Origin of the sequence: Pelosinus sp. UFO1 (assembly GCF_000725345.1) — a bacterium.
Lineage (GTDB): Bacteria > Bacillota > Negativicutes > DSM-13327 > DSM-13327 > Pelosinus.
Genome location: NZ_CP008852.1, coordinates 203,863 through 227,575, shown reverse-complemented (window position 1 = coordinate 227,575; position 23,713 = coordinate 203,863). Strand labels below are relative to the sequence as shown.

The following is a 23,713-nucleotide window of genomic DNA, read 5'->3' as shown; positions in this document are numbered from 1 at the left end:
ACAACCATATGACAAATCATTTACATTTTGGAAATAGAAAAATCCCCAATAGGCGGGGATTTCTAAATTGAAAATTTTCTTTTTACTTTTCTTGCAGCATATATAAATCATAATATGCACCTTTTAATGCCAATAATTCAGCATGGGTGCCCTTTTCTATAATTTTTCCCTGTTCCATAAAAATAATGGTATCACAGTCACGTATTGTTGTTAAACGATGAGCTATCATGATTAGTGTTCGCCCGACTGCCATCTTTCCAAGGTTTTCTTTTATAATATTTTCTGATTCATTATCTAAAGCACTTGTAGCTTCATCAAAAATAAGGATTCTTGGATCAATAAGCAGCGCCCGAGCAATCGCTATGCGCTGTTTCTGACCTCCCGATAACGTAGCACCTCGCTCACCTACAATTGTGTTATATCCATTCGGCAATTCATTTGCAAATTCATCTACCCCAGCAATTTGTGCTACCTTTATTATTTCATCCATACTAGCATCTAATTTAGCTAAGGCAATGTTATCTCTGATACTCCCATTAAACAGATAGGTTTCTTGGAGCACAACCCCGATTTGCCTCCTAAGCCATGCTGGCTCAACTTGGGCCATATCTACGCCGTCAATTAATATCCTGCCTGTTTCCGGCACATACAGCCTCTGAATAATCTTAGTTAGTGTACTTTTACCCGATCCCGACCTGCCAACTATACCAATACTAGTGTTTGCTTCTATTTTTAGATTAATTTGATTGAGTATCTCATTTGTATCTTCTCTATATCTAAAGGTGACCCGATCTAAGATTATTTCTCCACGAATTGTAGAAAGAGTGGTTCTATCCGGGTCAAAAACAGGTTCCGACTTTTCACTCATAATATCACCTAGTCGGTTAACAGATACTCTTGTTTGTTGAAATCTCTGCCAAATATCTACTAACCTCAGTACTGGAGATACTACAGAATTTGAGTACATCTGAAAGGCTATTAATTCACCTACTGATAGCTGATTCTCCATTACTTGGTTTACACCTACCCATAGTATCCCAATCATAGAGAGTTGTTGAATTAAGGCCGCTATATTATTACCTACATTATTGATATTCGCAGTAACAAAGACGGACTTTATATATCTTGACAACATTTCATCCCACTTTTGGATAAAATATTTTTCTACCGCCAAGGATTTTACCGTTTGTATTCCTGTTATGGCTTCAATCATAAACGTTTGATTTGCAGTATCTAGTTTCGATTTTTCTTTTAATTTTCTCCGAAATAATGGAGTCAATATTAGATTAAGTATGATATATAACCCCAGAGCCACTAAGGTTACTATAGTGAGATAACCGCTATACATAACCATTATACCAAGATACATCAATGAAAAGGCACTATCGAGAATCACTGTAAAAGCTGATCCAACAATAAATCCCCGTATATTGTCCAATTCTCTTATCCGAGATACAATTTCGCCAACCTTATATTTCTCGAAAAATTTTATTGGTAAGGCCATTACATGATGAAAAATTTTTGCACTAAGGGTAACATCGACTTTACTTATGTGATGATTTAGCATACAACTTCTTAATCCAGTAATCCATGCTTCAAATATGCAAATTGCTATTACACCTACAATAAGTATGTTTAAAGTACTTAAGCTATGGTGAACAAGCACCTTGTTAATGATTACTTGTGTAAACAAAGGAGTGACAAGACCAAAAATCTGCAAAATCAACGAAAATAATAAGATCTTTCCAAATGCCTTTTTATACTGCATGATTACAGGAATAAACCAGGCTAAGCCAAATTTCGTTTCTTCCTCTTCAACCAAACTAGGACGTTTCGCAATAAGAATTGTTTTACCACTCCATTGCTCGATAAAAGTTTCTTCTGGAAGACTCACCTGATGATCTCTGTATGGATCAAATACAATCGTGTTTTCACTATTTCGACTCAGTATTACTATATAGCAACCATTTTCCAAAATCCCAATTGCGGGCAGTGGGAAAGTTGCCTTGGCTTTTTTATTGCTGTAATCAACGTAATGAGCCTTGAGCCCCATTTCTTTCGCAGTTCGGACGAGAGTTGCTAAATCCATACCCGCTTTTCCGATAATATGAGCACGCCGTATTTGTTTTTCATCAGCTGCGACCCCAATTATTTGGGAAATCCTCAATAGACATTGTAAGGCTGAATCAACAAAAACAGTTTCTTGTATTTCCTCTTTTTCTTCTTGCATTATTTGTTTAGACATTCTGTTATCTCTCTCTCAAAGATTCGCTTTGGTACTTTTTAAATGGTTCTAGGAAAAATTCATATATTTTCTTTTGCCTAATTTTAATTTCAGCACTGACCGTCATGCCACTATTTAAACGTACTTCACGATTGTTTACAACGACATAATCCCTATCCATCTGTAATAATACTCTATATACACGACCTTTTTCACTATCTTCCACTGCGTTCTGGCTCACATTTTTAATAACCGCAGGCACAGTACCATATTTTTGAAAGGTAAATGTCTCTACCTTAAGTTCGGCAGTCTGTCCTTCTTGTATAAAACCAATATCTTTATTTGCTACCCAAGCCTCAACTTCTAGATTTACCATATTAGGTACTACCTCTAACAGTACTTGAGCCGGTGTTACAATTCCACCAATTGTATGCACTGATAAATTACTTACATAACCATCATCTGGTGCTACAATTTCTGATAAACGACTCTTTACTTCGGCCTTTTTTAACTCTTCACTGCAATAGTAAAGTTTCTGCTTCGCATTAACTAATTTTGTATCTACGTCCAAATTTCTTTCTGCTATAACCCGGCCTAAAGATGCTTGACTTTTTAGCAGTAAGGATTGTTGTGCCAAAATTACTGATTCTTGTTCTTTCAGATTCTGCTCGGCCTCAGTCCTTTTACTTTGCTGATCAATCAAGGTGAATTTCGATATAGCATTTTCATTTACTAATTGCTCTAGTTTTCTTTCTTTCTCTTCTGCAAGCTGATATAACTTTGTTTGTTTATCTTTTTCGATACGAGCACTACGCAAATTTTGTTCATATTGCTGCACCATTTGCCGTGCTTCTTCGATTTTTGTCTGATATTCAAAATTACGGCTATTATAAAGTCCAATTTGGGCTAACATATCTTCTTCGTTTGCTCCAGCTACGTTTTGTGGCCGAAATTTTCGATTTTCTTTTTCGGCGGTTAAGCGCTCCACTTCCAGTTTAACGTTATCTGTCTCTTTTTTCAGCTTAGCAAGATCCGCCGCAGAATATGTAGTATCTAATTCTAATAATAAATCACCTTTATTTACTTTTTGACCTTCTACAACGTGAATTTTCTTAATGATTCCCTTATCCTCAGCTTGAAGCACTCTAACATAACCATTTGGGATCACCTTTCCTGGGGCTATAGCTACTTCATCGACACTACCAAATACTACCCAAAGCAACCCAATGATTGCCAAACTGAAAAATGTCCATAGTACAGTTCGACTGCCATAGGATGGCGGAGATTCTACAATTTCTAAAGCCGCTGGTAAAAATTCGGCTTCCTTACTTTGATACTTTTCTATGTTTCTTATTTTCACTTTTTCATAGAATTGTTTTATTTTCTCTGGAAGAGTCTCAATCACTTTATTATTTGTTATATACCCGATTATTTTCTTAAACATGGCTGTCTCCTTGTTGTTGATAGAGATTATAATACATGCCTCTTAGACCTATAAGTTCATCATGTGTTCCTTGTTCTATGATTTTACCGCGTTCCATAACAACAATTAGGTCGCAATTTTTAACATTTGCCAGACGGTGAGCAATGATGAACATAGTACGTCCAGCAGCAATCTGATCAATATTTCCCATGATTATCTTTTCAGACTGATAATCTAATGCGCTTGTAGCTTCATCAAATATAACAATTTTCGGATCGGAAATCAGTGCCCGGGCAATGGCAATCCGCTGACGCTGACCACCAGATAAAGTAGCACCGCGTTCCCCTACAAGAGTATCATAGCCTTCTGGAAGATCGAGAATAAACTCATGAGCACCGGCAAGTCTAGCCGCCTCATTAATCTCTTTCATACTTACACCTTGGCGGGCAAGAGCTATATTTTCTCGTACACTGCCATTGAACAGGTAGTTATCTTGTAACACTACACCAATTTGCGGTCTTAACCAAGCTGGATCAGCTTGCGCTATATCCACATTATCAATTAAAACTCTGCCAACTTCAGGCGCGTATAATCGTTGAATAATTTTGGTTAAGGTACTTTTTCCCGAACCGGATCGTCCTACTATACCTACTTTCATGCCTGATTTTACGTGTAAATTAACTTGACGCAAAACCTTGTCACTCTCGATATAGTAGCGAAAAGTTATATTTTCAAGCCTTATTTCTCCCTTTATTTCTGGCAATCGAATCGCATCCGGTAAACATGTTGGTTCTGGTACTGCATTTAATATATCTCCGATTCTTGTAACAGCCAACTTTGTTTGTTGAAAGGATTGCCACATCCCAACCAAGCGTAATAAAGGTGCACCAGCCTGATTTGCCATCATCTGAAAAGCGATAAATTGACCAATTGTTACCGATCCATCAATCACCATAAAACCACCAAACCAAATAATTAGGTAGCTAAATAACTTCTGTATAAAACTTCCCCCATTATTTAATACAACACTAAACTGCGCTTTGTCCAAATTGGTACTAACACTTCTTGCCACCATTCTTTCCCATCTATACTTAAACTGTGGCTCTACTGCCAGAGACTTTACTGTATGAATACCTGTTATCGCCTCTACAAGAAAAGCATTGTTCTCTGCACTAGCGTTCCAAGAATCTTGCAGCCTTCTTTGAAAAATAGGCGTGCCGAGAATATTGGTTAGCAATTGAAGGGGTATTGCAGCAATAGCAATTAAAGTCAAAGGTACACTATAATAAAACATTACAGCGAAAAATACTATAGAAAAACATAAGTCAATCAACACAGTTACTGCAGTACCTGTTAAAAATTCACGAATATTATTTAAAGCGGATACTCTCATAAGAGTATCTCCGACCCGCCTTGTTTCAAAAAATTGTATTGGTAGATTCATCAAGTGGCGAAACATTCTATTGCCTAAAATTACATCAATTTTATTTGTGGTATGCGTAAATAGATAGGTTCTTATCAAATTCATTACCGTTTGAAATAAAACAACGAATACCATCCCTACTACAAGCACATTTAAAGTGATGTTCCCTTTATTTACAATTACTTTATCAATAATCACTTGGGTACATAAAGGTGCTACCAAGCCAAAAAGCTGAAAAAGAAATGCTGCTCCTAAAATTTCTAGGAAATATCTTTTATAGCGAACTACAACAGGTATAAACCATGTCAAATTGAATTGCCTACTAATGTCTTTTAAATTAAAAGACCGTTTAAAAACGATAACTTCTCCAGTCCAATTACTCAGAAAATCTTCTAATGGGATTACAATGGAATGTCCATGCTCAGGATCAAATAGTAGTATTTTTTTAGAATTGTTTTCTCCAATAACTACATAAGTTCCATCATTTCGAATCGCTATTGCAGGAATAGGAAGCGCAGATAGTCCCGTCTTCCCTGGTTTTAACATTTTCGCCTTAAGTTGAATCTTTTTTGCAGCTTTTATTAAATCCTTCGGATCGGCTAGATCTTCATTAATTCCATATTTATTTGATAAAGCTTCCTCGTCGATTGGTATCCCAAATCCTTTTGCTACTACTGCTAAACAGGTTTTCGCAGTGCTTGCATATGTTGACTTTCTCTTTTCCATCGTTATATCGTCCATCACTATTCCTTTCCTTTTGCGCTTACATATATATCGTATTTTCAACTATCATTCATCATAGTCTTGTGTTATTTTTTGTCGTTATTTCAAATAAGTTCCATATGATTATAGATTCTGTCACATATTTTGCGCTATAGCAAGACTTTTCGAACAACATTTTACGACATTTCTTCATATACAAAAATAAAAAAAAAGAAATTGCTATCTTTGAGTACATTTACTGAAAGGTAGCAATTTATTTTTTAATTACCGTTTTATCTATAATCACCAAGCAAATAAACTGATTTGTCATTATTGTGTCATACTTTTCCTGTATCTTATTACTAGAGAGAAAATATTGTATTTATGAGGTGAAATGAAATGGAAGTAATAGCAACAACATCTAACCTGAGGGTGGAGATAGCAGGTAGAGCAGCAAATATTCAAGGAGAAATGCTCATCGATGGCTTCCTTGCTTATACAGATACAATGAAGTACTGGGAACCACCCTATGAATCAATCCAAATTGAAGAGAGGATAAAAGCTGAACTAATCAGATGTTTAATTAAGGAGACTAAGAATTCCAACTTTAAAATAAGATTTAATTAGTGAAACTATCTATTCACTACCCGATTTATCTACCCCGTCACCACTAGCACTTAAAATTTCCCCTACCGAACCATTAAGCTTAATTCCATTCGTATCCTTTCCGATGAAACGTATCTCTGTTTCATCAGAAGACTCTGCTATACTCGCCCCGATGCAACCATCTAATTGAATGTTTCTGTAGGACTTATCCCAACCCCCACTTGAAACCTCTTCGATTGCCGATGCTATTGTTTTATCTATATCTCCAATAACTTTTCCAATACTCTGTGTTTCTGCTGAGAAGAATTTATTATAAAAGTCTGTAACTATTTTAATTGCCGATCCAAATATACTCCCACGCTCAATCCAGCTCTCACCATTATCAATTTCAATTTCATCACACAAATCTTCTATAGAATCATCATCATAATCATAAGAACTAGTAATAGTTCCTAAATAAGCTTCTCCTCCAGCAATTCCTTTTGTATTACCATGATTCATATTTAACATATTTAAAAATGAATCTACCCCAGCTTCGTTTCTTGAAATTCCCCCGTAATTGCTATTCGGATCCTTACTGGGAGTCTCTACACCAAAGCCGCTACTAGAAGTACTATTTGAAATTTCTAATCCCAAACCGTTACTAGAAGAACTATTATTGGAATTCTGAGCTCCAAAGTAAAAACCGGATTTATTTTCAGAATCTTCGCTACTCACTAGATCACTCCTATCTTACTGATAGTTTTCCCATATGTAAAGGGTTCAGTTGATCCGCTGAAATATAAACGAATCTAAACCAATTTTATATCTTCCTTAATTTATTAATTTTATAACAGTTCGAAAGAATATGCAAATTAGGATTTAGTATCTATTCTCTATACAATGGCTGAAACATCATCTAACGCTTAAAAAATAAAGAATTCCTGCAAATTCTCATTTGAGCTTTTGCAGGAATTTATTATAGTTATTTTCTCATTGTTGCTGCTGTTTTAATAAGGGCAAGGACTAATTTGGAACTATTTCTCATGCTAATTTGGCAAAATCAATAAAGCTGCGAAAGATTTCCTGCATGGAAGCATCTCTTTCCATCATCATTTCAGGATGCCATTGCAATCCGATGACAAAATCGTCTCCTATTCTTTCAAAACCTTCGATAATACCATCCTTTGCCTTAGCATTGATAACAAAACCAGGAGCCAGATCTTTAATGGCCTGGTGGTGAAAGGTATTAATTTTAGTAGCATCTACGTTCATGATATTGCGTAGCTTAGTATTGGGAATAAACTCTACAGTATGACTGGCAGTATCGGTTTTGCTTTTTTGTTGATGCTTAAAGTGTTTTAGTGAATATTGGCTCAGGTCTTGATACAAGGTGCCGCCGCAAGCAACATTAATGATTTGCATTCCTCGGCAAATACCAAGAACAGGTTTCTTCATGGCAAGGGCCATATGAATCAATTTAATCTCATATTCATCTCTTTCTGGAAGAATGTACTCAAGTTCAGGTAATGGTTCTTCCCCATACAAAAGTGGATTTACATCATAACCGCCAGAAAGTAGCAGGCCATCAATCTGTTGTAATTGAACTTTAATAAGGGAATCATTCATCTCAACGATTGGCAGTAACAAAGGTGCCGCTCCTACAGAAGTTAATGCCCTTACATAATGTTTATTGACATAGGCTTGTTCATTGCCAAGACAAGATCCGTCTTCTGTAACCAACATACTGGCAGAAATACCGATTACTGGGATAACCACATCTAAAATCCTCCTTGAAATATATATCCTCTCGTAACATATCAACACAAGAAAGATTCGAGGATTTTTCACTGTGCTATCGGGAGGTATTTTCTCTTATATCAAATTTTCTGGATTTAAGCCTTTTAGTTCGGCAATAACAAAGATTCCATCTTTACGAATCAGCCGATCATCAAACCATATTTCACCACCACCGTATTCGGGAGTCTGGATACATACTATATCCCAGTGTATGGCGGATCGGTTGCCATTGAAGGCATTATCATAAGCATTTCCGGGAGTGAAGTGAAAGCTTCCTTTAATTTTTTCATCAAACAGTGTATCTTTCATTGGATCTGTAATATAGGGATTTACACCTAAAGCAAATTCACCGATATAGCGCGCTCCCTCATCCGTATCCAGCAGTTGATTAATTTTTTCGTTATCATTTGCAGTGGCTTTTTCAATTTTCCCGTTGATAAACTCAAAGCGGATATTCTCGTAAGTGAAACCACCTTGAATAGAAGGAGTATTATAGGAAAGGTAGCCATTTATTGAATCCTTTATCGGCGCAGTATATACTTCACCATCTGGAATATTCCTACTACCTGAACATTTTATCGCTGGGATACCTTTTATCGAAAATTTCAGGTCGGTACCAGGGCCAATGATCCGTACTTTGTCAGTCTTATGGATTAATTCAATCAGAGGGTCCATTGCTTTCGCCATTTTCCCATAGTTCAAATTACATACATTGAAATAAAAGTCCTCAAAAGTTTCTAGACTAGTATTTGCTAACTGAGCCATAGCATTATTGGGGTAACGAAGAACACACCATTTTGTTTTGGGAACACGGATATCTGTGTGCACTGGTTTGTTCCAGTATTTTTGATAAAGCTGTATTTTTTCTGATGAAATATCAGCTAACTCACTGCTATTCTCTGCAGCTCTAATCCCGATATACGCATCCATACCGCTCATACGTGCTGCTTCCCATTCTGCAATCATCGTCAACTGATCAATGGTGGCATCTTTTAATAGTTCTCGGATCACTTTATTGTTTTTTACCGTGACAAAAGGAATTCCCCCTACCCGGTATACCTCTTCTACCAAGGCCTTTGTTAATGGTAATCCATCATCAAACATTTCAATTAAAATTTTCTCGCCCTTTTGCAGATTGGTCGAATAGCCAATTAAGTTTTTGGCTAGCTCTCGAATTCTCTGGTCCAAAATAACTCCTCCTCTACGTTACGTAAGCGCATCTGGCTCTTTATGTAACGTGATTTTTACTAGAATTTATAGCTAAGGTTACTGATAAAATATTGGCGATTATCGCTGCTATCTCCAGCATAATTTTTCATATCACCATAACTTACATGAAGTATTGCACCTTTCATCGGAACATAATCTACAGCATATTCAATGCCTTGAATATCGTCCATGGCACTGTTTTCCACAGCATAGGAGGCATCTACTGTACTCCAATATTGTGGATCAAATCCTGGCGCTGCCTTTCTGTAAATAGTACTTGCACTCCAAGAACCTACTTTTTTACGATCAGCTTGTCTGAAAGTCAGCCCCGTCATCCATGCTTTGGCACTTTTAACACTGTTTTTACCATACTCACCAACTACCGCAAGATTCTTAAGCCCATTATAGCCAAACCCAGCTGTCCAAGCCTTATATTCGGCAGCATCTATTTTAGTGCCAGAATCCTTTAAATAGGATGCGGTAACGTCGAGATCTTTAGTTAAATTGGTTGTAACATCGGTAAAGAAGTACTTTGCTTTTTTCTTATCCCCTGCTCGTGCATAACCGACCTGAGCTTTGATCTTATCGCCAAAATCAAACTTAGCTCCATTCCAATTTTTATCAGTATCTACTAACATACCTTTCCCCAATGCTAACGGCAATCTGCCAAGGGATACTCCAACATCACCAACGGTACCTTTTACAAAGGATAAATCGACTTTTGTAGTCGAACTTCCACTGTCGTCATTACCATCATATGCAGTAATATTGTTACTATTAACGAAGCGAGTACGAAACTTCCAGGTGTCGTCCAGATCCACATCAACGTTAAATCTTGTTCTAAAGTTTACATCATCCGAGAATTTAGTGCTTTTTGTATGCTCATAACGAAAACGAGTATCACCGGAAATCTTAACTTTATCAACGCGGGCAACGGCAGGTGCGGTAGCTGGTGTTGTTGCTGGTGTTGTTGCCAAAGAATAAACTCCGAGATTGCCTAGTTCAACCTTAAATTCTGTGGCTAATTTATTAATAGTGGCTTTTTGCTCTGTATCCGCCTTATTTTGATTCGCCATTGCCTTGCCTACAAAGGTAGCCAATTCATAACGGGTAAAAGTTTGCTGTTTACTAAAATTCATGTCCCTATATCCTTCATAAACACCAGCTTGAACGAGTTTGTCGATTGCATCGTAAGTCCAGTTACTCGTCGGCACAAGTTCGAAAGGATTGGCGGCAAAAGCCGTGGCTGACACGCTCAGTAAGGATCCCAAAATTAAGGTCTTAAGTAATTTTTTTCTCATATTATTCTCTCCCTTTTACTCTCTATTTTTTAGTAGTCCCAAAACATTCGTTGTATTTCCGTAGAGTTATTCGTTTGTGTTAGAGCCAACATAAGAAGGATTCTCGCTTTTTGAGGGCTTAAAGTATCAGATGCAACAAAATGATAAAGTTCATCATCAACTGCGCCGTTACGAGTAACAATTCCACTCGCCACGCGAGTACTCCTAACAATCACGATACCTTGCTTTGCAAGGTTTGAAAGTGCATCTCTTACGTTTTTTGACATACTGCCATTCCCTAAACCAGCATAAACAATTCCTTTGGCTCCTGTTGCTACGGCAGCCTCCGCTAGCAATGGACTGCTATTTAAGTAACCGTAAATAATCTCAACTTGAGGTAACGCTGTCAGCTTTGTTACATCAAAACCCGAAGAAATAGTATGTTTACGTGCTGGAAGTCGATAAAAATGGGGTTCGCCCCCCTGCAAATAACCTAGATATCCGACATCGGGGGATTGAAAACTATCCTGCAATAATGTGTTTGTCTTAGTCACCTCACGGCCGCAGTTAATCGTATTGTTCAAAGAAACTAATACACCTTTCCCGACTGCCGCATTGCTTGCTGCCAAAGTCACTGCTTTATAAAGATTCATTGGCCCATCGGCACTCATGGCAGAAAAAGGACGCATGGCTCCTACCAGAACGACAGGTTTTTCACTTTTTATTACCAAATGTAATAAATAGGCAGTTTCTTCAAGTGTATCAGTCCCGTGAGTAATCACGATTCCATCCACGTCACTGGTGGCAAGCATTTCATTAATACGCAAAGCTAACATCAGCCATAAATCACATGTCATATCACCACTGTCGACTTGAGATATTTGTTCACCAGTTACGTTTGCGATACTATGTATTTCTGGAACCTCCTGAATTAGGTTGTCAATGGACACCATCGCCGATGTATAGCAAAGCGTTTCTGTTGAACAGGATGCTTTGCCAGCAATAGTACCCCCTGTACCAATAATCACAATATTTTTTTTCATGAAAATTCTCCCTTGTAAGTAAATTTAGCTCTAAAATTGAATGATATTTGTTGCTTTTCAGGAGGTCTGAAGACTAGAGCATTAAACATTAGCTAACTATTGTTTGAGTGAGACTGTCTCTTCCAATACTTCTCTTTTCTCATAGCGTGAATACATAATCATTGCTAATATACTAAAGAATAAAGGCCCAACAATACACCAAATTGTGGATTCAACATCACCATTTATTGCTGGTTCAATGATGGTGAAGATGTTAGCAAAGCCAACCGTTAAAGTAACAACAACACTAGCTATCAAGGCGCTATTGTAAGTTTTAAATACTTCAAAAGGTTTATCTATGTGAGTTTTTTTCTTAAAAGGAGCAAATGCGCCAGACAAAAACATGTACGGTAGCGTCATGGCTACGTTAGTCATAAGTATTAATTTATTGAAGAATCTAGATGCACCCTCACCGCCAAAAGTAATTAGTAGAATAAAAGCAATTATCATATAGCATTGAATCCACATCGCGTTAATTGGCATTCCATTTGTGGCCTCGCCCATTTTCCCAGGCCATAATTTAGCTGGAGTACCTTCTATAATTTGTTTGAGGGGTGCATAACACAATGTAAAAAAGGCACCAGTAAGGGCTAAAAACATAGAGAATCCTACCAATCGGGCCATCCACATCCCTAATGACAGGGAAATGGAATTTTCATAACCCAAACTATGGCCTATTTGATATCCAAGATTTTTCATAAGTATATAGGCAACATTCCCCATATGGACATCTTTTGAAGACAGAACTTCATTCCAGTTGCTAAATATCCCACAAAGAAAAATTCCTAGAGAATAGCCAATTACTATAATTCCGGCAGAAAAAATAATTCCTTTTGGAAAGTTCTTTTCTGGTTTTTCGGTTTCATCGACCAAACCACCAACGGCTTCGATACCACCATAAGCGAAAAGAGCGAATACTAAGAATGAGAGAATAGAGATAGATGATTGATATTTAGGACTAGGGGAATTCGTAAAGGCGTCTGCGCTCACTGCCTCGGCAAACTGTCCGCCATTTGCAATAAATACAGTAACTGCTCCTAGTAGCAATACAACGTTAAGTAGTGCAACAGCAGTACCACCTATGGAAGTGAATTTGGTGATTTTGTCCAATCCTTTTGTTGCAATAAAGGTTACTGATAAAATCCACATAATTCCTAAGATCCCCAGTGTTTGTGTTGCCTTTAAGCCGAAGATTGTCCAAGTAGATGTCATATCAGAGCCGAAAAGAAAGTTAGAGAAAGGAATCCAAATGGAGGAGCTAATGTTAACCATCCAGACAACATAAGATGCATACCACATAAAGGTACCCACAAATGCATACTTGGCTCCTACTGATTTTTCCATCCATGAATAAATCCCACCCTTTTCTTTTTTAAAGGCGGCACCATATTCGGCCATCATATAGGCGAAGGGAATGAAAAAAGTACAAGCGGAAAGAACATACCATGGAATCGCGCTATAACCCATGAGATAGAAGGATCGAGGTATGTTGGTAAAGCCAAATACCGATGTAAAGATCATTAGAACCAGTGGAATTAATGTTAATTTTTTCCTTGTAATTTCGGACATGTTTATCCCTCCAAGAATAGTTTTAGAGTAGCTATTTTGCGAGTAAACAATCTATCCTCCCTCTTTCGAAAATGAGTCTACCTTGAATGCAGGGCATAATTTTTAGAATATTCAATATAGACTGTTATTTGTTTTTATTGCAACTACTGTGCCAAAAGGAAAATGCAAATTAATTTATGTATTCGAATACCCTCTTTTTACCCAGAAAAATGCCATACAATCCAGGTATTACCAGATGATCTTAAAATAAAAAGAGACAGTTGCCTAACATAAGATTAGGTAACTGTCCAAGAAGAGTTATCCCATTTATTAAACTAAACTGCAGCTAAATAGGAGTAATAGGCATTTAATCTCACCCATTTATTAACCTATTAGGTATTTTTGATAATTATTTTCATAATTTTTAGATAATTATCAGTACAAGAACTAAGTGATTGTGATAAAATGAAAACCGATTCCCAGCTAACTCTTTTAAACCCCAACACTGGGCAGATAGAAATTTTAGAGGAATTATCATATAGACGGGGGAGGATTAAATTAAAAATGAAAACCATTGGCATCCTTACTCTAGTTCCATCCGACCTTAATGAATTTATCCAAAGCAATTTAGAAGAAGTTTTGAAAGACTATGTAATAATAAATAATTACTATTTATCCTATTTTAGTCCTGGCGATATTATTAATGATGACATTGTTGTTGTTACAGCCCAGAGCCACGCAATGAAAGCCCGAAATTATATTTCTGCCAATAGCCGTATTATCGTCCTACGTCGTTCCCTTCCTAGTAGTGAAATTTATAAAATTACTGCCCTTCCTAAAGGTACTAACGTACTTGTAGTAAATGATTCTTTAGAAACAACCAGTGACGCAGTGGCTTTTTTATATCAGATCGGTATTACTCACCTAAATTTTGTCCCTCATGATAGTACCAAAGAATTTCTTGATATCAATATTGCCATTACCCTAGGAGAAGCTGGTACAGTTCCTCCTCACGTTAAAATAATAATCGACGTAGGTCACCGCTGCATTGATATCTCTACATTTTTGACAATTTTAAACCATTTTAATATTGATTCACACGAAACAAGGAGACGCCTTATCAAATATTCAGAAAGAATTGTTACAATGGATAGCGGCGTCCAAAATCAATATAAAGATCTTTTTATGAAAAACATTCAGCTGGACACTATTGTTAATCTTTCTCATGATGGGATTCTGCTAACTGATAAGGATCATTTCATATTGCTATATAATAAAAAATTTAGTCAAATATTCGAAATCAACGATAATATTATTGGGAAACATCTCTCACATGTAATTCCCGATTCATTGCTCCCTAATTCAAACCAAAGCATTTATACTAACGAATTAATTGAGTTCAAGGAACGCTCCTTGCTTGTAAGCAATAGTAAAATCGAACACCTTGGCGAACCAGCGGGAATATACTATGACTTTCAAGAAGTAACCCATATTCGCCACTTGGAAAAAAGTCTCTCAAAGAAGTTACGGGATAAAGGTTTAGTGACCCGATATTCCTTTGCAAGTATTCAAACAAAGTCGCCCAAGATGGAGGACTGCATCAAATTCGCCAAACGAATCGCTCCAACAAATTTAACAGTACTTATTACAGGAGAAAGTGGTACCGGCAAAGAACTTATGGCTCATGCTATTCATGATGCCTCCCCTCGATCGATCTATCCATTTGTGGCGATCAACTGCGCCTCCTTTCCAGAAAACTTACTAGAAAGTGAACTATTTGGTTATGAGGCGGGTTCTTTCACTGGTGCAATCAAAGAAGGTAAATCAGGTTTATTCGAGCAGGCTAACAATGGCACTATTTTTTTAGATGAGGTAGGAGACATGCCTCCATCGGTGCAAGTACGTCTACTGAGGGTACTCCAAGAACGTCAGATTATGCGTGTCGGATCCCAAAGGGTAATCGACGTAGATCACCGAGTAATCGCGGCCACTAACAAAAATCTACAAGCCGAAATACAAAAGGGCACCTTTCGCCAGGACTTATTTTACCGTCTGAATGTCCTCCCCATCATCGTCCCACCGCTTAGGGAACGCCCCGAGGATGTCATCCACTTATTTCATTTATTAATGAAAAACTATCATAATAAAAATATTACTCTGACTGCGGAAGCTGCAAATATGTTACTGAATTACAAGTGGCCAGGCAATATTCGGGAGTTAACCAATACCGTGGCATATATTTCATTAATAACCACTGATATTGTAGATCTTAACAATTTACCTGCATATATTTTCGATACCCAAGCTGATTTTAATCAGGAACTTACGTACTTAACTAGCCGCTGCGACAGTGAAAAAATCCATCAAATACTTACTAACCTTTCTCACCATACCCTTGGTATCGGGAGAAAATCTTTGGAAAATCAATGTGCCGCATCCTTGATAAATACTACGGAAAGTGAAATCAGACGGATGCTGTCAGTACTTAGTGAGCTGGGGCTAGTTGATTCGCAAGTAGGTAGAAGGGGTAGCCGCATTACATCCAAAGGACTACTTTTCTTGAATTGGATAAAACGTTAAAATTACCAATATGTTCTACATTGCTGCCTGGGATATTCTTTGGTAAACTATATATATTATGTTAAGTTAATATTGCTAACACTCAGAAATAGTCCCTCAACTATTTCTAGTACCACCTTAAATTCTCGCATTTTTTTAGGTATCGGATTGTATTTATTCGGTTAAATGAAAGGTTGGTACTCGTGACAAAAGGATCTACTAGTCAACGCCTCAACGTACTCACATTTATTATCGTTTCTATCTTTATCGCTCTTCTCAGTAGACTAGTATGGCTACAAGCTCTCCATGGCGAGGAATTCAAACAGAAAGCAGAGAATAACCGAATCCGATTGTTACCGATTACAGCCCCCCGGGGAACCTTTTACGACAGGAATGGATTACCGCTGGTAAATAATCGGCCTGGTTTTTCTATCTCTCTCGTACCAATCAAAGGACCCATTCCTAAGGAAATCATTGTAAGACTGGCTGAAATACTTGGAATGAATCCAGATGACATTCAAAAGAAAATGAGCCAACAAGGTAATCCTCTTCTACCAACAAGAATCAAATCCGATGTCGGACCTGAAATTATCACTAAAATTGAAGAGCGTCGAGAAGATCTTCCCGGTGTAGTCATCGAAGTCCAGGCAGTAAGAAGCTACATATACAATGAACTCGGCGCTCATACCTTCGGATATGTAGGTGAAATTAGTGACTCTCAATTGGCAAAAGGAAAAGTAAGTGGTTATAAATCGGGAGACATGCTTGGAAAAACGGGACTAGAGCAAGTATGGGATAAGGAGCTGCGCGGTGTCGATGGCGGAGCCCAAGTAGAGGTTAATGTTTCTGGTAAGCCTGTACAAATGCTTGGCAAAAAACAGCCTATCGCTGGAAACGATCTTATTCTAACTATTAATGCTAAAATCCAGCGAGCAGCTGAAAAAGCTATGGACGAACGTTTAAAATACCTTCAAGATAAACTAGGGAATCCAGAAGCAAAAGCGGCTGCTGCCGTCGTAATGAATCCCCAAACGGGAGAAATTCTTGCTATCGTAAGCCGTCCTACATTTGATCCAAATAAATTTAATGGTGGTATTTCTGCGAAGGACTGGAAAGAGATTAATGATAATCCAAATAATCCAATGCAAAATAGAACCATCGGTGCATCATATCCCCCCGGCTCTGCATTCAAGATTGTTACTGGGACTGCTGCCTTAGAGACTGGGAAAGTAACTCCGGAAGAAAAGATTTTTGATTCTGGCAGGCATAGACTGGCACCTGCTAAAGGTAATGCTCACAACGCCGCTCTGGGTTGGATTGATTTTAGAGTCGCTCTTGCCAAATCGGATAACGTCTACTTCTACGAATTAGGCAATCGCTTAGGTATTGATACGCTAGAGCAATGGGCTCGTAAATTTGGCCTTGGAGCAGTCACTGGCATCAATTTACCTGATGAGGATGACGGACTCGTTGCAAATCAGCGGTATAAGAAAAAAGTGTACGATGAAGATTGGGTAATTTCCGAAACCTTTGATGCCGCAATTGGACAAGGATTTAATTTAGCAACACCGCTTCAGATGGCTGTAGTAACCAGTATAGCTGCCAATGGTGGGCATCGCTATCGTCCGTACCTGGTAAGCAAAATGGTTTCACCGAGCGGTCAAGTTGTACAAACTTTTGAACCTGAAGAGCTAGGTACTGTACCCATGTCGCCTTCTACGTTAAATGCCATTCGAACAGGTCTGCGTGATGTTGTTACCCCCTCTGGTACTGCTGGATACATATTCGAAGGCTTTCCTGTCCCGATTGCCGGAAAAACAAGTACCGCAGAAAATCCTCATGGAGATGATCACGGATGGTTTGTAGCATATGGCCCTTATGACAATCCAACCATAGCAATCGCCGTTATCGTAGAACAAGGCGGTTATGGATCCGACTCAGCAGCACCGATTGCACGAAAAATAATGGAAGCCGCCTTTGATTTACCACCGAGCCGAGATGCAGCAGATATATATGCCGAAGAATGGCAGACAAAGCAGAACAACAAGATTACCTCACAATAAAAAATATAAGATATATATAATCCTTATTCATTTTGTGTTTTTTTAAATTCTACTCCCTCTTTGAAAACCTGACCTACTACTTGTCCCAGGCTAAAGTAACTCGACCCCATCATAATCATCGGGTTGACCTTTAATGGATCTAGTTTGCCTGCACTCAGACATTCCTCATTTCCATACACAGCCACAATTTCCCCAAAGAACATTTCGAAGCCAAACATTGGCACACTATTAATAACTTTGCAAAGTAGGTTCATCGGGCATTCTTTGATCATAGGTGCCTTTCCTAGGTCATCGTAAAAAGACGTAAATAACATTGACTTGTCTACAGTCTTTCCTGATACCACACCGCAATAATCCGTTTTTTGCACCATATCTGCCGAAGGTATATTAACACTGAAATACCCATTTTCTTTGACTCCCAAAGTCGAGTGATGGGTATTTTTTAATGATATATATAGTACATTCTCAAGACTCACGACTCCGCATGCACCGATTGTAACGTAATTAGGTTTGCCATTGACATCTACGCCAACAAGCATAGTAGGAAACGGGCCAAATGGCCTATTCGGTAACTTAACTTTTTTCACTAAAATAAGTCCTCCTTTAATTGAATCAACATAAAGTGTAAACGAATTCGATGATTATTCCATTGTATAGTATACCCGTGTTAAGATATCGAATTCTAACTCATTATGATTTATCAGATCCTCATGTACATTTAGTATCTGATATCAAGTGACGGTTTGTTCAAGAATCAATCGAAAATTTTGTATGTCAAAAGGGCTCAACTTGCAATTATCCATTGCATGTTGAGCCTTAAAACTATTTATTGAATTTTTCTTGCCATTTTGGGGTCTACAAATTTATCTTATTATACCTTCACCTTGTTTGATCGACTCTGCACTCGTCGTTATTTGCAAAGTCAGCTAACGATAGGACCATTACCAGTCTATCTTCGCCTTCACCATACTCGTCTTTCCGGCAATCCGTAACCTTGAATCCCAATTTGCTCTCATAAATTTTAACTGCTGCAACATTATTTCGATCCACTGTTAGTTCTACTTTTTCAATATTTTCCCTATATAAAGCTTTTAAGCTCTTCTTAAGTAATTCAGTCCCGAGACCTAGCCCCTGAGAGTCTTTGGATATTGAAACTCCGACCATATAGGCTTTTTGTGGACTATCCCAATCCAGCATATACTGAATTAGTCCAATAATTTCTATATTTTTTTTAAAAACATAGACACGACCATGCCGAATTAGCGGTACAAGATGCCACGCATTCATTCCACCTTCGCCAAAAGCTTCTTTTTCTAACTGAACTAAACGCTGAATCAGTTTAGGTTCAATTTCTCGCACCAGTTCAATCATCGGTTCCCCCTTTGAATTTCTTTCCCACATACTTTGAATCACTGACTGAAAGCACCCCCGCATAGGTTAGAGAAAATGCAATTTGGTCCCCAACCTTTATTGTTTGTTCAGAGTCTGTAATATCAGCGATGAGATGATCGCTACTCGCTCCTAATACTATTATTTTTTTGTCAATTGGCCTAATGCCATCAATATTGACATCCTGTTTCCCCATAGATACAATTGCTCTTTTTCTGATCCCGATGTCGATAAATTCCGGGATATTACCAAAAGCATCTCTACCAATAATTCCCGTAGGTATAGTTGGCTTGCAATTAACCTCAATTACCTCTGCTCGCAAAAGGAAAGCATCATGGTGAAGCCATGGTATTTTGCGACTATTGGTCGTGTCTGTACCTAACAATATACCTTCACCAATTCTCAATTGATTAACTCCAGCAGGAATTTGATTATTTTCTACCAGAAGTAAACTAGACGTCCCGCCCCCGGAGATAATCTCAATTTTATGACCTAATTGAGATTCCACAGCACGCCCCATTTCAACTAAAGTCCCTAAATTCTTAGAACTGGGCAGAATGCCGCCAAAACATCCCATATTTGTTCCTAATCCCGATAGTTCTATTTCTTTTAAAAAAGAAATTTGCCTTGCAATATCAAGTACATTTTCCTGCAGTATTCCTTCACGAAGGTCACCGACGTCAACCATTAGAATCACTTTGTGTATTTTTTTTAATTTCTTAGCCGCTTTCGCTAATGCCTTGATTACAGTTATTTCTGAATTAATACTAGTATTGGTATGCTGAACAACATTTATAACGTTGCTTAACCCTGGAAGCCTAAGCATAGTAATCGGTTGAGTAAAGCCTCTTTCTCTAAGTTCAATGACGTTCTCCATCCTGGAATCCGCCAAACCGTTAATGCCACCTTCCACCATGGCAGAGACGATTTGGTGCATAGCACTGAACCCTTTAGTAACACCAATTACGGCTATCCCTTTTTGGTGACATTTTTCTACTACTTGAATGGAGTTATACCTGATTTTTTCTAGGTCAATCTCAAGCATTGGACAACCACGCATTAAGCTCTCCCCCTTATATAGCGCACTTTCGGACACATGAAATTGCGCTAATGGTTAGACTGTAGAAACCGCTCTAAGGTAATATAATAACCACTTTACTCATCTTTAATCTTATACTACTGAATCTCCAGCACCCTCTCATAAAAGCCAGCCTTGTCGCCAAATGAAGTAACAACAGGTGGCATTAATCAGCAATAGAAAGGGTATACCTATGATAAAACTCCAATGACGCGTCTTGTGGCGAAACATATACATACCGATAAGTATACCTGTTGCGCCAAAAAATAAGGCACAAAGAAATAAAGTACGTTCTCTGATGCGCCAATTTTGTTGCCGCGCACGTTTCTTATCTAACATAATCAAGAAAAAGGTTACTATGTTCCAAAGAACATATGTAATGAACCATATCCGAGAATTAAGAAATAAATGCATCAAATTATGTCCTCCTCTTGTAGGTAAAGACCGCTATAGTGTAATTCTCAACATGCAAGCCATATAAGGGTAAGAAGGCAGCACTATTGTTTATTTGCTTGAAAATGGTTCTATAAAAATTAACCGTCGATATTTCAATAATAACAAAGAAACTAGCAATCTATTAAAGTCTGCTAGTTTCTTTATTAGTCGAATTTACTTTGTTGTTTCAACTTTATCGAGATAATCCTCTAAAGCCTTATTGATAATCTTTGTAATTGAAACATCCGTCGTAGTACTATGTTCTTTAAGTCTATCTGAAAGAGATTGTTCAATACGAGTAGTGTAGGACACCATAACTTTACCTGCCATGTTAATTCACTCCTATGTCTTAATATTTATATATTACACCACAACTATATTTTTTAAGCAAGTTTAAAAGAGATTGTCATGGTTTTGCCATACTTTTATATTATTCTAGACTTGGTAATTTTAAGTAATCCCTTGAAAGGTGTGGTATAATGCAAGGCTTCTATAAAGTATCCCCCATAAAGCAAATTAATGCTCGATATCTTCAAGTAGCAAATCATGAAAATATGATTGCATATAAAGATTATAAATATAATAAAAATAAACGCAGTTTTTATTCAAGAACTAAGCCGCAAAGTTTAGATATTGTTGAAATCAGTTCCCAAGGTTTACATGCCTTACAACAACATGCTGATTCAATACCTCCTACACAAATTGAATCAGCAACAATACCGTATATTTCAAATTTAATCGCAAACTACGAGAAATGGGGATCAACCTAACGTAGCATCAAAACTCCTGTAAGGTAAAATTACCTTGCAGGAGTTTTGATTTACAAACCACATTCTGCTCTCATCTTACTAAACAATCCATATTGTATTACGGCTTTATGCTCTACCGTGTCCCGTTCAACATTTTCCCATACATCATTCATATCTAGAAGGCACTTCTCAACGTTAATGCGCCTACTTGTCATTCCTGTGTTTTCTTGATCAGAATTCATAACAATCCTATATTTGTACCTTCCAATATCGCAGGTTGATAATATTGGACTTCGATATTTAGTCGTAGACATTGTACTATTCATAACTACCTCCAACTAATTTACCAATAGTGGCATAAAAATCACTATAAGTAGTTTATATTGGTTATAATACAAGAAAAATATGACATTTATATGACAAGTAAAAACTACCAATAAATCTTCTTCGTTTAAATTATAATAGATATAACGGTAAAATCAGAGATATTTAACCCCTAAGCCATATTAATCCGTTTAATGATATCTCTTTTTAATTATTCGTTAGTTAATTTATTTAATTAAGTAACAAGGATTTTTCAATATTATATAGAATAATAAGAATTATATAACTTTTAGAAAAAAATATATTGGAGGAAGACGTATGAAACCTTTTATGGACGAAGATTTTTTATTAACCAATAAAACTGCGGAAAAACTTTACCATGATTACGCAAAGGATATGCCAATTTTTGATTACCACTGTCATCTAAATCCGAAAGAAATTAAAGACAATAAGAGATACCGAAACATTACGGAAATATGGCTTGGCGGTGATCATTACAAATGGCGCGCTATGCGAAGTAATGGTGTTGACGAAAAGTATATAACAGGAGATGCACCTGATAAAGAAAAGTTTATGAAATGGGCCGAGACAATGCCAAAATGCATTGGCAATCCTTTGTATCACTGGACTCATCTAGAATTGAAAAGATTCTTTGGTATAAATGAACTACTTTCATCCAAAACTGCTGAAGTAATCTGGGAAAAATGTAATGAAATGTTGGCAAAAGACGAGTTTACTGCACGAGAACTTATCAAACGTTCGAATGTAAAGGTGATTTGTACTACCGATGATCCTGTAGATTCCCTCGAAGACCATATTGCATTAGCTAAGGATAAAACTTTTGCTGTAAAGGTACTCCCTGCATTTAGACCTGATAAGAGCTTTAATATCGATAAAGCAGGTTTCGTAGAATGGATCGAAAGACTTAGTAAAGTTGTTGGTCAAGATATTCAAACTTTTACTAGTCTGAAAGAGGCTTTAAAACAACGCTTAGATTTCTTCCATGAAGTTGGTTGCAGAGTTTCTGATCATGCCTTAGATCCAATTGTTTTCGAAGAAGGTACTGAAGAGGAAATTACCGCTATCCTGCAAAAAGCGTTAAAAGGAGAACAACTTACTGAATCTGAGATAAAGAAATATAAAACTGAAGTTATGGTCTATCTTGGAAAACAGTATACCCGTTTGAATTGGACCATGCAGATCCATATTGGTACCATCAGAAATAACAGCAAACGAATGATGAGACTACTGGGACCAGATACTGGTTTTGATGCAATTGCAGATTATACGTTCGCTGAAGCTCTTTCAAAATTTCTTGATAAATTAGACGATACCGATGAGCTGCCAAAGACAATTTTATATTGTTTAAATCCTCGCGATAACGAAATCTTGGGTACAATCATAGGCTGCTTCCAAGGCGGCGGGATTCCAGGCAAGATTCAAGTTGGTTCTGGCTGGTGGTTTAATGATCAAAAGGATGGCATGACAAAACAAATTATCTCCTTGTCAAATCTAGGCCTTCTGAGTCTCTTTGTCGGTATGCTTACTGATTCAAGAAGTTTCCTTTCCTATACGAGACATGAATATTTTAGACGGATTCTTTGTAACATCATTGGGGAATGGGTAGAGTCTGGCGAAGCACCTAATGACTTTGAACTTCTCGGCACAATGGTACAAAATATTTGCTTTGACAATGCCAAAGAATACTTTGGTATCAAAATATAATAAATCGAATAAAACAAAAACGTCCTACTAGATTCTATAGAATCTAGTAGGACGTTTTTGTTTTGTAGGCGTTTACTAATTGTATCTCTACTACAAAAGGCTCTTCATTCCTTAT

At 37.4% G+C, this 23,713-nt stretch carries 20 protein-coding genes; 5 read left to right on the top strand and 15 right to left on the bottom strand.

Annotation, left to right across the window (positions count from 1 at the left end; genetic code table 11):
- Window positions 1-82: 82 nt before the first annotated feature.
- The 3 genes from UFO1_RS00925 to UFO1_RS00915 are packed head-to-tail and all read right to left on the bottom strand — an operon-like array spanning window position 83 to window position 5,796.
- Window positions 83-2,245 carry a peptidase domain-containing ABC transporter gene (locus UFO1_RS00925; RefSeq protein ID WP_038666714.1) on the bottom strand — a complete coding sequence of 721 codons (2,163 nt, stop codon included), beginning with the start codon at window positions 2,243-2,245 and terminating at the stop codon, window positions 83-85.
- Window positions 2,246-2,249: 4 nt separating this feature from the next.
- The gene (locus UFO1_RS00920) at window positions 2,250-3,668 is read right to left on the bottom strand and encodes an HlyD family type I secretion periplasmic adaptor subunit (RefSeq protein ID WP_038666710.1); all 1,419 of its coding nucleotides are present in this window, start codon (window positions 3,666-3,668) and stop codon (window positions 2,250-2,252) included.
- Window positions 3,661-5,796 carry a peptidase domain-containing ABC transporter gene (locus UFO1_RS00915; RefSeq protein ID WP_038674803.1) on the bottom strand — a complete coding sequence of 712 codons (2,136 nt, stop codon included), beginning with the start codon at window positions 5,794-5,796 and terminating at the stop codon, window positions 3,661-3,663. Before UFO1_RS00915 ends, UFO1_RS00920 begins: the two co-directional genes overlap by 8 nt.
- Before the next feature lie 375 nt (window positions 5,797-6,171).
- On the opposite strand from UFO1_RS00915, the gene UFO1_RS00910 reads away from it, so the two are divergent.
- On the top strand, window positions 6,172-6,399 hold the full coding sequence (locus UFO1_RS00910; RefSeq protein ID WP_038666708.1) for an Imm74 family immunity protein: 228 nt from the start codon (window positions 6,172-6,174) through the stop codon (window positions 6,397-6,399).
- A gap of 9 nt (window positions 6,400-6,408) precedes the next feature.
- On the opposite strand, the gene UFO1_RS00905 is transcribed toward UFO1_RS00910, so the two are convergent.
- The 6 genes from UFO1_RS00905 to yjeM all read right to left on the bottom strand — a co-directional run bounded on the left by UFO1_RS00905 (window position 6,409) and on the right by yjeM (window position 13,297).
- Window positions 6,409-7,095, bottom strand: coding sequence for a hypothetical protein (locus tag UFO1_RS00905; protein ID WP_051788781.1), 687 nt, complete (start codon window positions 7,093-7,095; stop codon window positions 6,409-6,411).
- A 306-nt stretch (window positions 7,096-7,401) separates the two neighbouring features.
- Window positions 7,402-8,136, bottom strand: a complete 735-nt coding sequence (locus tag UFO1_RS00900; RefSeq protein ID WP_038666705.1) for a gamma-glutamyl-gamma-aminobutyrate hydrolase family protein — start codon at window positions 8,134-8,136, stop codon at window positions 7,402-7,404.
- A 96-nt stretch (window positions 8,137-8,232) separates the two neighbouring features.
- A complete protein-coding gene (locus UFO1_RS00895) occupies window positions 8,233-9,345 on the bottom strand; it encodes an aminopeptidase (RefSeq protein ID WP_038666703.1) in 1,113 nt (370 codons plus the stop codon).
- Between the two features lie 59 nt (window positions 9,346-9,404).
- The gene (locus tag UFO1_RS00890) at window positions 9,405-10,667 is read right to left on the bottom strand and encodes an S-layer homology domain-containing protein (RefSeq protein WP_038666700.1); all 1,263 of its coding nucleotides are present in this window, start codon (window positions 10,665-10,667) and stop codon (window positions 9,405-9,407) included.
- A gap of 29 nt (window positions 10,668-10,696) precedes the next feature.
- Window positions 10,697-11,689, bottom strand: coding sequence for a type II asparaginase (locus tag UFO1_RS00885; RefSeq protein ID WP_051788780.1), 993 nt, complete (start codon window positions 11,687-11,689; stop codon window positions 10,697-10,699).
- A 96-nt stretch (window positions 11,690-11,785) separates the two neighbouring features.
- Window positions 11,786-13,297 (bottom strand): glutamate/gamma-aminobutyrate family transporter YjeM, encoded by a 1,512-nt coding sequence (gene yjeM, locus UFO1_RS00880; RefSeq protein ID WP_038666695.1) that lies wholly within the window; start codon window positions 13,295-13,297, stop codon window positions 11,786-11,788.
- 543 nt (window positions 13,298-13,840) lie between these two features.
- On the opposite strand from yjeM, the gene UFO1_RS00875 reads away from it, so the two are divergent.
- Both UFO1_RS00875 and mrdA read left to right on the top strand, forming a co-directional pair.
- Window positions 13,841-15,856, top strand: coding sequence for a sigma-54-dependent Fis family transcriptional regulator (locus tag UFO1_RS00875; protein WP_038666693.1), 2,016 nt, complete (start codon window positions 13,841-13,843; stop codon window positions 15,854-15,856).
- Window positions 15,857-16,038: 182 nt separating this feature from the next.
- On the top strand, window positions 16,039-17,898 hold the full coding sequence (gene mrdA, locus UFO1_RS00870; RefSeq protein WP_236639303.1) for a penicillin-binding protein 2: 1,860 nt from the start codon (window positions 16,039-16,041) through the stop codon (window positions 17,896-17,898).
- 23 nt (window positions 17,899-17,921) lie between these two features.
- On the opposite strand, the gene UFO1_RS00865 is transcribed toward mrdA, so the two are convergent.
- From UFO1_RS00865 to UFO1_RS24240, 5 genes are all read right to left on the bottom strand, one after another.
- Window positions 17,922-18,485 carry a flavin reductase family protein gene (locus tag UFO1_RS00865; RefSeq protein ID WP_038666690.1) on the bottom strand — a complete coding sequence of 188 codons (564 nt, stop codon included), beginning with the start codon at window positions 18,483-18,485 and terminating at the stop codon, window positions 17,922-17,924.
- 292 nt (window positions 18,486-18,777) lie between these two features.
- Window positions 18,778-19,269 (bottom strand): GNAT family N-acetyltransferase, encoded by a 492-nt coding sequence (locus UFO1_RS00860; RefSeq protein ID WP_038666688.1) that lies wholly within the window; start codon window positions 19,267-19,269, stop codon window positions 18,778-18,780.
- Window positions 19,262-20,347 carry an alanine/ornithine racemase family PLP-dependent enzyme gene (locus UFO1_RS00855; protein WP_038666685.1) on the bottom strand — a complete coding sequence of 362 codons (1,086 nt, stop codon included), beginning with the start codon at window positions 20,345-20,347 and terminating at the stop codon, window positions 19,262-19,264. Before UFO1_RS00855 ends, UFO1_RS00860 begins: the two co-directional genes overlap by 8 nt.
- A 138-nt stretch (window positions 20,348-20,485) precedes the next feature.
- Complete coding sequence (locus tag UFO1_RS00850; protein ID WP_038666682.1) at window positions 20,486-20,779, bottom strand: DUF1294 domain-containing protein; 294 nt, start codon at window positions 20,777-20,779, stop codon at window positions 20,486-20,488.
- 195 nt (window positions 20,780-20,974) lie between these two features.
- The gene (locus UFO1_RS24240; RefSeq protein ID WP_084159764.1) at window positions 20,975-21,130 is read right to left on the bottom strand and encodes a ribbon-helix-helix domain-containing protein; all 156 of its coding nucleotides are present in this window, start codon (window positions 21,128-21,130) and stop codon (window positions 20,975-20,977) included.
- 149 nt (window positions 21,131-21,279) lie between these two features.
- Here UFO1_RS24240 and UFO1_RS00845 point away from each other — a divergent pair, with 149 nt between their 5' ends.
- Window positions 21,280-21,570 (top strand): hypothetical protein, encoded by a 291-nt coding sequence (locus UFO1_RS00845; RefSeq protein WP_038666679.1) that lies wholly within the window; start codon window positions 21,280-21,282, stop codon window positions 21,568-21,570.
- Between the two features lie 50 nt (window positions 21,571-21,620).
- On the opposite strand, the gene UFO1_RS00840 is transcribed toward UFO1_RS00845, so the two are convergent.
- Window positions 21,621-21,875: a hypothetical protein gene (locus UFO1_RS00840; RefSeq protein WP_038666677.1), complete on the bottom strand. Its 255-nt coding sequence runs from the start codon at window positions 21,873-21,875 to the stop codon at window positions 21,621-21,623.
- Window positions 21,876-22,191: 316 nt separating this feature from the next.
- Here UFO1_RS00840 and uxaC point away from each other — a divergent pair, with 316 nt between their 5' ends.
- On the top strand, window positions 22,192-23,598 hold the full coding sequence (gene uxaC / locus UFO1_RS00835; protein WP_038666674.1) for a glucuronate isomerase: 1,407 nt from the start codon (window positions 22,192-22,194) through the stop codon (window positions 23,596-23,598).
- The last annotated feature ends 115 nt before the right edge of the window (window positions 23,599-23,713 follow it).